The sequence below is a fragment of the Nakamurella leprariae genome (assembly GCF_016918035.1).
GTDB lineage: Bacteria > Actinomycetota > Actinomycetes > Mycobacteriales > Nakamurellaceae > Nakamurella > Nakamurella leprariae.
This window is the reverse complement of sequence record NZ_JAERWK010000010.1, coordinates 374,981-388,073: the sequence shown is the minus strand read 5'-3', so window position 1 is coordinate 388,073 and position 13,093 is coordinate 374,981. Positions and strand designations below refer to the sequence as shown.

The window sequence follows — 13,093 nt, the reverse complement described above, 5'->3', positions numbered from 1 at the left end:
ATCCCGCGCCCGAGCGATGGAAGCGGAATGCAAGCGCCGGCGACCATCCTGCTGATCATCAACGCGTCGTCATCGCGGCGGACACCGGCCGCGCGGCATCGGAGGGGACATCCATGAGTGTCGAGGCCACGAACCGACGGATCGCTCGGCACTGGGTGACCGGTGCCGCAGCGCTGGCGGTGCTGACGCTCGGCCTCACCGCGTGCGGCGGGTCGACGCCGGCCGCGTCGATCGCCGGCACCACGTCGGTGATCACCTCGATGGCCACCGTGACGTCGACTGCGGAGGCGCCGGATGCCACCGTCACCGAGACGGACGTCGTCAGCTCCACGACTGCCGCTCCGACCACCGGGAGCAGTGCCGACGACGGCGGAGGCGGGCAGAGCACGCCGACCGGAGGCGATGACCACAGCGGCAGCGCACCGAACCCCTGCCCGGACGACGCCACGCTGCGGTCGGTGACCCCGGACTACGACCCGCAGTACCCGATCGACGCCATCACCTGCTCGGGCGACTGGGCGGTCGGCACGTACGAGGCGGACGGCAGGAACCAGGCGACCGGGATCTGGCGCGAGGTGTCCGGCAGCTGGGCGTACCAGGACCGGGCCACGGTCTGCGCCCAGGCCGACGACCTGCCGCCGGAGCTGGACGCGCGGGCGTGCTCCGGCAGCTGAGGACCCTCCGATCGCACCCAGCCAGTCGCACCCAGCCAGTCGCAACCAGCCCCGACCTCGCACCGAGAGAAGACGACCGTGCAGCACCCACGAATCCCGGCCCCCGCCACCCGTCGGCGACCGACCGGGCTGCGCCGAGCCGTGCAGCGTGCCACTCACATCGCCGCCGTGACCGCCGTGACCGCCGCCGCGGCCGGGTGGGTGGCTCCGGTCGCAGCGGCCGCGCTGCCGGTCAGCGACAGCGCCGGCCCGATCATGTTCTCCTTCACCGGGTCCGTCCAGACGGTGACGGTCCCGGCCGGGGTGCAGGCGGTCAGCTTCCAGGCGGTGGGCGGGTCCGGCGCCGACGCGGTGGCCGGTGGAGCCGGCGGTCTCGGCGGGGTGACCACCGGCTCCTTCTACGTCACGCCCGGCGATCAGCTCGAGCTCATCGTGGGGGGCATGGGGATCTCCGGCGGCCCGGGCGGGTGGGGCGGTCAGTACAGCGGTGGCGCGTCCGGCACCGCGCTGTGGATCGATGACCAGCGGTTCGTGGGCGCCGGAGGTGGCGGCGGCGCCTCGGTCATCCTGACGGGCGGCGGCGGCACGGCGATGACCGTCGCCGGCGGGGGCGGAGGGGGCGGCGCGGATGGGTCCATCGACGACGGCTCGGCGGTCAAGGGTGGTGCCGGCGGGAACGGCGGTGCCACCCCGACCGGTGGGGCGCCCGGGTCGGGCACCCCGAGGGACAGCGGCGGGGCAGGCGGCGCCGCGGGCGGCAACATCGGCACCCCCGGTGCGGTCGGCGCCGACGCCATCAACACCGCCCAGGGCACGAACGGCCCGGGTGGTGGCGGAGGCGGCGGCGCCCTGTACGGCGGCGCGGGTGGTGGGGTCGGCGCAGCGACGGCGCTGGCCGCCGGTGGCGGCGGCGGTGGGGCCGGGCAGAGCCTGGTCGCCGACCCGGGGCCGGTGTTCGACGGCACCATCGGCACGGCCCCGCTGACCGGCGCGGGCAGCATCCAGTTGTTCTGGGACAGCGGGTTCCAGCTCGATCTGACCGGGTTGCCGGCCACGGTCACGGCCTCCACCACGGCGGTGCCGTTCACGGTCAGCGCCGTGGACAGCCAGGGCAATTTGTTGCCCGATCCCACCGGACACGTCACCGTCGCCAGCTCCGAACCCACGGACACGTTCACGGCCGGTGGGGTGGTGATGACCACGGCCGGATACCGCACCATCACCGCAGCCTGGAACGGCGTGTCCGCCGGGTCCGCCAGCACGACGGTGGACGTCGAGCCGGGCGCTGTCGCCGGATTGCGGATGGTCGGCGTCCCCCCGACTGCGACCGACGGCAGCACGGTGATCCTCATGGTCGAAGGCATCGATGCGTACGGCAATCTCGTCGGTGACGCGACGAGTGACGCCAGCTACCACAGCAGCGTGGCCGCCGACGTCTTCTCCACGGTGGACGCCAACGAGGTCACCGTGCACGGCGTCGGTCCGCACACGTTCACCGCCTCCTACCCCGGGCTCACCCCGGGGACGTCCGTGGTCGAGGTGCAGGCGGCCGTCGGCGGGGACGACGCGCCGGTCACGGTGCCGACCACCCCGGGCCGCCCGACACCGACGACCCCACCGACGACTGTGCCGGATCTGTCGACCTCGGTCCTGACAACACCGCCGACCACCACGGCGATCCCGGCGGCCGACGGCGCAGGCAGTCCACCGGCGGGACCGCCTGCCGCTGATCGGCTGTCGACCGTGGCCGCCGCCCAGTTCCGTTCCGGCCAGGGCGACGGTCCCGGCCTGGCGGCCACCGGTACCGACGTGGCACCGCTGGTGGTCGTCGGCGGCGCCGCGGTCGTCGGCGGCGTCGCGCTGGTCCTGCTTGCGTCCCGCCGGCGGCGGACATGACAGCCTCGGCAGGATCCCCGCCTCGCACCGGCCGACCGAAGGTCCCGTCCAGTCAGGAGCAGCACATGAGCTCGACCGAGCCGGAGTCCGACACCCGCGCCTTCCTGACCGGCTGGTTCCGGCGGCTGACCGAGAGCGGTTTCGACGGGGCCGTCTTCGCCGCGGGCCTGGCCGACGACATCGTCTGGACGGCCACCGGCCATTCCCCCATCTCGGGCACGTGCCACGGCAGAGCCGAGTACCTGGAGAGGATCTACCGACCGCTCGCCGAGCGACTGGAGCGCTGGCCGCGACCGGAGGTGCTGCGGATCATGGTCGACGGCGACTGGGGCCTGGTGGAGTTCTCCGGCGTCGGCGGTCTGGGCCGCAACGGCACCGACTACTCCATGCGGTACTGCTGGCTCATGCGGGTGGCCGACGGCGCGGTCCGCGAGGTCATCGGCTACTACGACCAGGGCAAGGTCGCCGAGCTGTTCGCCTGACCGCCGTCACGAGAGGGACCCACCGCATGATCGACCGTCTCGTCGGAGGGGATCGGCCGGGACTGGACCGGCTGCGCCGCCGGATCCGCGGAACGGTGCTGGACGGGAACGACCCGAGGGTGCCCGGCGTGCTGGCCGCGTTCAACCCCACGGTCGCCCACCGGCCCGACGTGGTGGTGCAGGCCTCGAACGCCGCCGATGTGCTGATCGCGCTGGACTGGGCTCGGGATCATGACGTGCCGTGGCTGGTGCACGGCACCGGTCATGCCGAGATCGACTCGGTGCGCGGCGGTCTCGTCGTCACCACGGCGGGGCTGGGGTCGGTGACGGTCGACCCGGCGACGCGCATCGCCCGCGTCGGCGCCGGGGCCCGGTGGCGAGCGGTGATGGACGCCGCGGACCCGCACGGCCTCGCCCCGGTGTGCGGGTCAGCGCCCGACGTCGGGGTGGTCGGATTGCTGCTCGGCGGTGGCTTCGGCCCCCTGGCCCGGAGCCTGGGGGCCTGCAGTGATCGGGTCCGAGCGGTCCATCTGGTCCTTCCGGGTGGCGGTCCGCTCACCGTGGACGCCGATCACCGCCCGGACCTGTTCGGGGCGCTGCTGGGCGGCCGGCCCGACATCGGCGTGGTCACCGGGGTGGACCTGGCGCTGGTCGCGCAGGAACCGCTGCGGGCGGGCGGCCTGTACTTCGCCGCGGCGGACATCCCCGCCGTCGTCGACGGCTACCAGCGCTGGCTGCAGGGCGACGTCCCCAGCGACCTGACCACCTCACTGGCCGTGCTGCGGCTGCCTGACCTGCCGACGCTGCCGCCCGTGCTGGCCGGCCGGACGGTCGCGCACCTGCGGGTGGCGGCCACTGGCGCGACCGTCGGGGACGAGGAGGTCCCGGCTGCCCTCCGTCGGATGGCCCGGCCCGTGCTGGGTGGGGTCGGACCGCTGCCGTGGGCGCGGATCGGCGAGATCCACAACGATCCGATCACCCCACGCGTGCACGTCGGCGGCGGGCTGCTGCTGGACGCGTTCACCGCCGACACCGCCCACGCACTCGTCGAGGTGGCCGGCCCGCAGGTGCCGACGCCGTTGACCCTGGTGGAGATCCGACACCTCGGTGGCGCCCTCGTTGACGCCCCCGACGATCGAGCCGACTGCGTCCCGGGACGCGACGCGGCGTTCGGCCTGTGGGTGTCCAGCCATCCGTTCCCACTCGACCCGGTCGGCCCCGGATCACCCCGGGCGGCGGCATCGGGTGCCGTCCGCGGCGTGCTCGACGCACTGTCCCCCTGGTCGCCACCCGCCGCCACCATCAACTTCACCGGATCGGCCAACACCCGGCACGAGGTGTTGGCCGGGTGGTCGCCGACGGCACGCCGGCACCTGAAGGCGGTCGGCGCCGCCTCCGGCGGGCGGTGGCGGGAGTGACTGCTCCGTCGCGCGTTCCGCGCGACGGAGGTCGTCCTGGTCGAGGTTCCGCAGCCCATGGGCGGTCGATCCCGGACCATTCGAGCCGAGGTTGTTCCGGCGCTCGTCGAACCGATCGAAGCCCGCAGCGCCGGCACTGATCTCTGCTGCCTCGACGACGAGCGAGACATTCCGAACCGCAACACTGTCCGGGCTGCACGCTGGTCGAGCAGACGCCTCCGCCGCCGAACTGCCGCCTCGCCTCACGCCCGGGGCCCGGCGACCGGTGTGTCCAGTGGCATTGCCTGCCGCCGGGTGGCCCGGGCTGTTCCTCCATCTGCGCAAACTCGGCGTAACCGCCGTGACTCGGCATCGACGCAAATCGGGTGTTCGGTGGCGACCATGAGACCGGTGCGCCGAGGCTGCCTGTCGCGGCCTTGACGCGATCGTGACCTCGTCCGGGCCCACGGTTGCGGCGTCCGGGGCGTCCAAGGTGTCCGCGCGTCGCGACCGGCAAGCGCTGTCGCATGTTCGACGGAACCGGGGGGCGCAACTTCGTGATGGCGGGTGGAGGTCGAACACGTGCAGGACGACGAGTGTGTGGAACCCGAGGACGCTGAGCGGTTCAACGGCGAGCTCCGACCTCGCATGCCGGCGCTGCGACAAGGGATCGCTGCCCTGCGCCTGCTGGCGTCCTCCACGCACCCACTCCCTGCCAGTTCGATCTCGCGGCGGATCGGGATGCCACGCAGCTCGACCTATCAGCTCCTGCAGGTCCTCATCGAAGAGGGCTTCGTCGTGCGCATTCCTGAGAGTCGTGGCTATCTGCTCGGACAAGCCGCGCTCGATCTGGGTTCGGCGTACCTGCGACATGAACCGTTGGAGAACCTGGCCAGACCCATCGTGTCCAGGGTCGCGGCCACCGTTCAGCACACGACGCACCTGGCGGTGTTGTACGGCAACGATTCGCTCTACCTGCTCAAGGAGTCGCCGATCCGACGGATCTCGCTGGTCACCGACGTCGGGGTCCGGCTCCCGGCGCATCTGACCGCCACCGGTCGCTCGATGCTGTGTTGGTTGCCGCGTGAACAGGTCCTCGCCCTGTTCGCCATGTCCAACAATCTCGTGGAGCGGACCGGGGTCGGCCCGAAGACCTACTCCGAGCTGCGGACGTTCCTGCAGAACGAGCAGATCAGAGGATGGTCGCACGAAGCCGGATTCATCGCGCCCGGCCTGAGTTCGGTCGCGGCCGCGGTGCGGGACAAGCGTGGGTTGCCGGTGGCCAGCATCGGAGTCACCTTTCCGACACGGTCAGCCAACGACAGTCGGCTCGGTGAACTCGCCACGCACGTGATGCGGGCGGCAACGGCCCTGTCCCGTCGACTTGGCTGACCGCGGGGTCCGCTCCCGCGCCCGGCGACAGGCCCTGCCGAACCGGACGCCCAGCTCGACGGCCCGGTGACCACCGTCCCACCGGTGCCGGCGTGGCCGGCTTGCTCTGTGACGGGCGTGTTTCCGCTCGGGTGCACCGTCCACCGACGTGGACGCGTGGCTCGATGACCCTGATCCCCCGGCTGTCTTCGGATGGTGTCATTGGCCCGTCACTGCGGCCCCGCACGCGGCCGAAGCCGGTGCGCCGAGGGGACCTCTCCGACAGGCCGCATCAGCCGGGCGACCACGGCACAAGAAGTACACGAGAGGACGATCCATTGAGTTTCCGAGGCGCGTTGCGAAGAGCGCTGACGGCAGTCGCGGTCGCCGCCGCGATGACGGTCAGCGCATGTTCCTCGACGTCACCGTCGACGTCATCGTCGGGGTCGGACTCGACCTCGACCGCGGGGTCGGCGGTCGCAGGCGGCGAGCTGATCATCGGGTACTCCCTGGAGCCCACGACGCTCAACCCGCTGCTGACGACCAATCAGCAGACGTTGGCGGCGTCGGCGCTCTGGGCGCAGGGGCTGACCTATCTCGACGCGGACTTCGTGCCGCAGCCCCGACTGGCGGAATCGTGGGAGTCCTCGTCGGACGGACTGACCCACACCTACCACCTCCGACCGGACGTGGTCTGGCATGACGGTGAGCCGTTCACCGCCGAGGATGTCGTCTGGACGTTGACCGACGGGGTGGCGAACCTGGCCAACGCCAAGTTGGCGCTGGCCAACGCCACGTCGATCACCGCGCTCGATGACCACACCGTCGAGATCGTCCTGTCCGAACCGTCATCGGTGCTGCCGACGGTGCTGTCGGAAGCCGTCGTGCGGATCCTGCCGGCACACGTCTACCGAGGCACCGACATCACCACGAGCGAGGCCAACCTGGCCCCGATCGGCACCGGACCGTTCAAGTTCGACTCCTGGGCCAAGGGCGAGTCGATCAGTTACGTCCGCAACGAGGACTACTGGGACGGCGCGCCCGCCCTGGACGGCGTGACCATCGCGTTGTTCAGCGACACCACCGCGGTGGTCAACGCGCTCCGGACCGGCGAGATCGACTACACCCCCTGGTTCCCCGACACTGCCATGACACTGGTGGCCGGCGATGACGAGGTGGTCGTCGGGCCGTCCGCGGGTGTCTTCCCGACCCAGGCGATGTTGGCGTTCAACACCGTCGACGGCCCGACGGCCGATCCTGGCGTCCGACGAGCGCTGGTGCAGGCCATCGATCGCGACCAGATCCTGCAGAGCGCCTGGAGCGGGGCCGGGCAGATCGGCGAGGGCCCGATCGCGCCATCCTTCGTCGGCCGCTACGACCCCGACATCACCTACACGTCAAGCTATCCGTACGACGTCGAGGCCGCGAAGGCGGCGTTGGACGCCGCCGGGTACGCGCAGTCCGGAAACAGTCCGCGGTTCAGCATCGTCTACAAGACGTTCGCCGGGAACGAGCAGTCCCTGTCGGTGGGAGAGCTGCTGCGATCGCAGCTGGCCGAGGTCGGGGTCGAAGTCAGCATCGAGGCTGTCGACAATGCGTCGATCCCCACGGTCGTCTTCACCGATTTCGACTTCGACCTGTTCCACACGACCTATTTCGACGCGGATCCGGCGTTCATCCTCAACCGGCAGTACAGCTGTGGCAGTGTGGGCGTCCAGTACGGCAACATGTCGCAGTACTGCAGCCCCGAGCTCGACGCGGCGCTGGCCGATCTCTTGGCCGCGACGACCACTGAGGAGTACGACTCCGCGATCACCGATGCCACCAGCGTGATCATGGAAGACGTCCCGTATCTGGTCATGGTCAATCCCCAGCTGCAGCGGGCATGGCGGTCCAATCTGCACGGTGTGGAGGAGCTCAGCTCCACCTCCGCCAACTGGCCGAACTTCGGCACGGTGTCGTTCACCGAGAGCTGACCAGCCGACCCGCTCACCGCGGCCCGCGCCGCGGTGAGCGGGCAGATCCCGTGAACCCCGCAGGTGCAGAGAAGGCAGTTGCAGAGAAGAAGGTCGACGACATGCTGACCATGCTGTTCAGACGAGCCGTGTACGCCGTACCACTGCTGCTGGCCGTCCCGATCGTGCTCTTCTTCCTGCTCCGCGCAGCCCCGGGAAGTCCTGTCGACTCGATCATCGGCGAATTCCCGGTACCCGACGAGTACCGGCAGCAGCTCGAGGCACTGTACGGCCTGGATCGTCCACTGGGCGAGCAACTGTGGACGTACTTCCTGCGCGCGATCACCTTCGATTTCGGGTACTCGTACGCCAATGGCTCCGATGTGGCCGACCTGGTGTGGAGTCGTCTGGGCGGCACGCTGATCCTGGTCGTACCCGCACTGCTCATCAGCTCCGCGCTGGGCCTGTTGTTCGGCCTGATGGCCGGCTTCAGCCGGTCGCGGCGGACCGATGACGTGATCAGTACGTCCGTTCTGATTTCGCTGGCACTGCCCAGCTTCTGGGTCGCTCAGATGCTGGTCATCATGTTCTCCATCCAACTGGGATGGTTCCCCAACAGCGGCATGCAATCCATGCGGGGTGCCGACGCCGGCAGCGTGTCAGATGTCCTGTGGCATCTGGTCCTGCCGTTGGCCGCGCTGGTGATCATCGAGTTCGGCGCGGTCGCCAGGGTCACCCGCGCCTCCACTCTGGAGGTGATCGGACTCGACTACGTGACGACGGCACAGATGAAGGGCCTGACCCAGCGCCAGATCGGGATCCGGCACGTACTCCGCAACGCAAGCCTTCCGGCCATCACGGTGATCGGCGGCCGATTCGGCCGGGCCATCGCCGGATCAATTCTCATCGAGACAGTGTTCAACTGGCCCGGCATGGGTTCACTGCTGTACCGGTCGATCGGGCAACGGGAGAACCAGGTCCTGCTGGCCATCGTGATGGTGATCGCGATCTCCGTCGTGGCCGCCAACCTCATCACCGATCTCGTCTACAGCGTCGCCGACCCGAGGATCCGCAATGCCTGAGACCGACAGCGCCGGCCGGGCGACGAACGACGAAGTGGCGCAGATGAACGTTGCGATCGGCAACCTGGGCCCGACGCCGCCGGGAGCCGAGCCGGTGCCTCGGCGCGCCGAGCACGGGGTGCTCCGCCGATTCCTGCGGTCTCCGAAGGGCATGACCGCCTCCATCCTGCTGGCTGTCCTGGTGATCACGGCGCTCGCCGCGCCGCTGCTGGCCCCGTACGACCCGATCAAGGTCGTCGGTCCGAACCTGGCCCCGTTCGGGTCGGAATTCACGTTCGGCACCGACCATCTGGGACGCGATGTGCTGTCGAACCTGGTGTACGGGGCGCAGTCCTCTCTCATGGTCGGGCTGCTGGCCGCCGCGATCGCGGTCGCGGTGGGGACGGTGGTCGGATCCGCTGCCGGCTACTTCGGCGGGGTGGTCGACGGCGTGCTGATGCGGGTCACCGAACTGATGCAGATCGTGCCCGGCATCATCATCGCGATCGTCGTCGCCGCGCTGTTCCGCGCCGACCTCGTCACGATCATCCTCATCATCGGACTCACCAGCTGGACCTCTGAGGCGCGCATCATCCGCGCCCAGGTGCTGACCCTGCGGGAGCGTGAGTTCGTCTCCGCGGCACGGGTCGCCGGGTACTCGAACGCGCGGATCGTCTTCTCCGAGATCCTGCCGAACGCCTTCCCCCCCATGCTCGTCCAGGGTGCGATGAGCGTCGGCGAAGCCATCCTCGCGCAGGCCGTGCTGGCGTACCTGGGCATCGGCGATCTCAACAATCCCAGCTGGGGTCAGATGATCAACGCCGCCCAGCCCTACCTGGAGATCGCACCGATGGCCAGCATCCTGCCCGGTGTGGCCATCCTGCTGGTCGTCATCACCTTCACACTGGCTTCGGATGCACTCAACGACGCGTTCAATCCCCGCGCGGTGAAGTTCCTGTCGCTGGTCCGCCGGGCGCGTCGCTCCCCTGCCGTCGGCCCGACCGTCGCATCGACCGGGTCGTCGACAGCGATCGAGGCCACGAGCGGACGCGCCACCATGGGCCCGGACGCGGCGCTGTGCGCCCGCGACATCGTCCTGCGCATGCGAGCCACCGGCCGGACCGTGACGGCCGTGGACCACGTGTCGCTGCACGTCGAGCGCGGCGAGATCGTCGGTGTCGTGGGTGAGTCCGGGTCCGGCAAGTCCTCGCTGGCCAGGGTGATTGCGCACCTGTTGCCCATCGCCGACATCGAGACGCTCGAGGGATCGGTTCGCATCGGTGACGTGGAGCTCAGCTCCCTCCGCGACGATGCGCTGCGACGGGCTCGTCGCGGTCACATCGCAATGGTCTTCCAGGACCCGCTCGCATTCCTGAACCCGACCATGACCATCGGTCGCCAGCTCGAGGAGGCCTTGCCGGGTGGGTTGGACACCCAGACGCGGTCCGAGCGAGTGGCCGAGCTCCTGACCAGGGTGGAGCTGGACCCGACGCACAGCCGCCGCTTCCCCCACGAGATGTCCGGTGGGCAACGGCAGCGGGTGATGATCGCGATGGCGCTGGCCACCGAACCGGTGCTGCTGATCGCGGACGAGCCCACCACCGCGCTCGACGCGACGGTACAGGCGAACATCCTGCGGCTGCTCCAGCGCCTGCGGACGGAGCAGCACTTCGGCGTCCTGCTGATCTCGCACGACCTGGCCCTGGTGGCGACCGTCTGCGACCGGGTGTACGTGATGAACCAGGGCCGGTTCGTCGAGGGCGGACCCACCTCGGATGTGTTCACCCGGCCGACGCACGCCTACACCCGTCATCTGCTCGAATCCCGCCCTGGACGCCACCTGCACGAGGGAGCCGTCGCCAATGATTGAGCACGACCCGACGAAGGACCTCGCCATCATGGCGCTGTCGGATGCCGTTGTGGTGTACCCGGGCAGCCGCGGGCGCGGCGGGCGGATGACCGCGCTGGACTCGGTCTCGCTCGAGGTCGGCCATCGCCAGACAGTGAGTATCGTCGGCGAGAGTGGTTCCGGAAAAAGCACTCTGGGGCGCGTCGTGCTCGGTCTGCAACGACTGACTTCGGGCAGCGTCATGTTCCGAGGACAGCAGCTGCATCGTCTCAGCAAGCGCGAGCGGTCCCAGTTCCGCCGCGAGGTCCAAGTGGTCTTCCAGGACCCGGGCTCCTCGTTGAACCCGCGCAAGTCGGTCCTCAGCAGCATCGGCACCGGCATGGTGATCAACGGTGTGGTCGAGCGTGAGCAGGCCACGCGTCGAGTCGAGGAGCTCCTGGAGATCGTGGGTCTCACCCCGGCCCGCAGCTTCCTCACCGTCCTGCCGGACGAACTCAGCGGAGGGCAGAAGCAGCGCGTCGCATTCGCCCGCGCCATTTCACTGGGCCCGAAACTCATCGTCGCGGACGAGGCGCTCTCCGCGCTGGATGCGTCGCTCCAGGCCCAGATCCTGGTCCTGATGCGGTCACTGCAAGAGCAGCTCGGCCTGAGCTACCTGTTCATCTCTCACGACCTGGACACGGTGGCCGCGATCTCCGACCAGATCTGCGTGATGCAGTCGGGCCGCGTCGTGGAACGCGGGACCGTTGCGGACGTCTTCGACCACCCGAACCACGACTACACCCGCAAGCTGCTGGATGCCCGTCTCATCCCGTCCTTCTGATTGATACCCAGTGAGGTGCGGGCGCCCCGGACGGACGCCCGGCCCGGCTGGGTCGGGCAAGTCACCTGAGCACACGTCGTCGGCGCCAGGCCGCCGCCGACCGAACCAGCACCATCACCTCGACCGGTCCCCGCCAACCGGGGTCCGGCGGACGACTCGGAAGGACGACCATGGCACACCCGCGACAGATGCACCTGGCGCTGCTGGCGAGCAGGACCGAAGGGGCCGTCTGGCGGCACCCGACGTCGACACCTGGGGCGGCAGCCCAACTGCGGTCGTTCAGCCACCAGGCGGCGGAAGCCGAGCGCGGCCTGTTCGACCTGTTCTTCTTGGCCGACTCCTCGGGACTGCGCAACGATCCCCCTGAGCTGTGGAGCCGGACACCGTACTTCCACAATGTGCTGGAGCCGGCGACCGCGTTGGCCGCCATCGCGATGTCCACCTCCAGGATCGGGCTCGGCGGAACCGCCACCACCAGCTACTACCAGCCGTACCACATCGCTCGCCTGTTCAGCTCGCTCGATCACATCTCGGCGGGCCGGGCCGCCTGGAACGTGGTCACCTCGGCGAACGCATTCATCTCCCTCAACTTCGGTGAGATCGAGTTGCCCGACCACGGCTCGCGGTACGTCCGCGCCCGGGAGGTCATGGAGGCGGTCAACGCGCTGTGGGACACCTGGGACGACGACGCGTTCCGATTCGACAAGGAGTCCGGGCTCTACTACGACCCGCAGGGGCTGCACCCGGTGACCTACCGCGGCGATCACGTCAACGTGCTCGGGGGTGGGTTGAACATCGCCCGCGCCCCTCAGGGCAAGCCGGTCATCATCCAGGCCGGCGGCTCGAGCGCCGGGCGCCAGCTGGCCGCCGAATCAGCGGATCTGATCTTCAGCTCGGCCCGGTCGGTGGCCGAGGGTGTCGCGTACAACACCGATGTCAAGTCCCGGATGTCCGCTTCCGGGCGGGATCCGGAGACGATGAGCATCCTTCCGGGATTCCGTGTGGTGGTCGCGGATTCCGCCGACGAGGCCGAGGACAAGTACCGGGCGATCTGCGCGCTGCTCGACGACGAGACCGCGGTCCTGCGGATGGCGGTCGACCTCGAGGTCGATCTGCGAGCGCTCCCGTTGGACCGGCCGGTTCCACTCGACATCCTGCCCACCTCGGCCAGGTTCCACACCCACTTCTTCGATCAGATCGTGGCGAAGATCAAGGCGGAATCCCCGACGCTGCGCGATCTGGCGCGCTGGTGGGTGGAGTCGGCGACACACCGTGGCACCGCGTCCGATCTGGCGGATCTGATGGAGGAATGGTTCACCGCGGGCGCGGCCGACGGCTTCATGTTGACCTTCGACCTGCCGGCCGGTCCCACCGAGTTCGTCGACAAGGTCGTTCCGGAACTGCAGCGGCGAGGCCTCTACCGGACCGAGTACCAGGCCAGCACGCTGCGCGGCCACTTGGGATTGCCGACGCCCAGTTCGCCGACTGTGGTCGCCGCCGGGGCAGGAATGTGACATGCACCCAGGTTCCGACCCGACGGAGACGAGGCCCGATGAAGGGCGGCTCAGCGTGTCTGACGACGCAG

General features: G+C 69.7%; 11 protein-coding genes. 10 read left to right on the top strand and 1 reads right to left on the bottom strand.

What is annotated here, in order from left to right:
* The first annotated feature begins 113 nt into the window (after positions 1–113).
* From JL106_RS09385 to JL106_RS09365, 5 genes are all read left to right on the top strand, one after another.
* On the top strand, positions 114–674 hold the full coding sequence (locus JL106_RS09385; RefSeq protein WP_205260417.1) for a hypothetical protein: 561 nt from the start codon (positions 114–116) through the stop codon (positions 672–674).
* Positions 675–842: 168 nt separating this feature from the next.
* Positions 843–2,570, top strand: a complete 1,728-nt coding sequence (locus tag JL106_RS09380; protein ID WP_205260416.1) for a hypothetical protein — start codon at positions 843–845, stop codon at positions 2,568–2,570.
* A 65-nt stretch (positions 2,571–2,635) separates the two neighbouring features.
* Positions 2,636–3,052 (top strand): nuclear transport factor 2 family protein, encoded by a 417-nt coding sequence (locus JL106_RS09375; protein ID WP_205260415.1) that lies wholly within the window; start codon positions 2,636–2,638, stop codon positions 3,050–3,052.
* 26 nt (positions 3,053–3,078) lie between these two features.
* Positions 3,079–4,470, top strand: a complete 1,392-nt coding sequence (locus tag JL106_RS09370) for an FAD-binding oxidoreductase (protein WP_205260414.1) — start codon at positions 3,079–3,081, stop codon at positions 4,468–4,470.
* A gap of 561 nt (positions 4,471–5,031) precedes the next feature.
* Complete coding sequence (locus JL106_RS09365) at positions 5,032–5,841, top strand: IclR family transcriptional regulator (RefSeq protein WP_205260413.1); 810 nt, start codon at positions 5,032–5,034, stop codon at positions 5,839–5,841.
* A gap of 271 nt (positions 5,842–6,112) precedes the next feature.
* On the opposite strand, the gene JL106_RS09360 is transcribed toward JL106_RS09365, so the two are convergent.
* On the bottom strand, positions 6,113–6,319 hold the full coding sequence (locus JL106_RS09360) for a hypothetical protein (RefSeq protein WP_205260412.1): 207 nt from the start codon (positions 6,317–6,319) through the stop codon (positions 6,113–6,115).
* A 58-nt stretch (positions 6,320–6,377) separates the two neighbouring features.
* On the opposite strand from JL106_RS09360, the gene JL106_RS09355 reads away from it, so the two are divergent.
* From JL106_RS09355 to JL106_RS09335, 5 genes are all read left to right on the top strand, one after another.
* Positions 6,378–7,796 (top strand): ABC transporter substrate-binding protein, encoded by a 1,419-nt coding sequence (locus JL106_RS09355; protein WP_205260411.1) that lies wholly within the window; start codon positions 6,378–6,380, stop codon positions 7,794–7,796.
* Between the two features lie 101 nt (positions 7,797–7,897).
* The gene (locus JL106_RS09350) at positions 7,898–8,857 is read left to right on the top strand and encodes an ABC transporter permease (RefSeq protein WP_205260410.1); all 960 of its coding nucleotides are present in this window, start codon (positions 7,898–7,900) and stop codon (positions 8,855–8,857) included.
* Positions 8,850–10,706 carry a dipeptide/oligopeptide/nickel ABC transporter permease/ATP-binding protein gene (locus tag JL106_RS09345; protein WP_205260409.1) on the top strand — a complete coding sequence of 619 codons (1,857 nt, stop codon included), beginning with the start codon at positions 8,850–8,852 and terminating at the stop codon, positions 10,704–10,706. The genes JL106_RS09350 and JL106_RS09345 overlap by 8 nt, the downstream gene beginning before the upstream one ends.
* Complete coding sequence (locus tag JL106_RS09340; RefSeq protein WP_205260408.1) at positions 10,699–11,508, top strand: ABC transporter ATP-binding protein; 810 nt, start codon at positions 10,699–10,701, stop codon at positions 11,506–11,508. Before JL106_RS09345 ends, JL106_RS09340 begins: the two co-directional genes overlap by 8 nt.
* A gap of 170 nt (positions 11,509–11,678) precedes the next feature.
* Positions 11,679–13,022 (top strand): NtaA/DmoA family FMN-dependent monooxygenase, encoded by a 1,344-nt coding sequence (locus tag JL106_RS09335; RefSeq protein ID WP_205260407.1) that lies wholly within the window; start codon positions 11,679–11,681, stop codon positions 13,020–13,022.
* Positions 13,023–13,093: the final 71 nt, after the last annotated feature.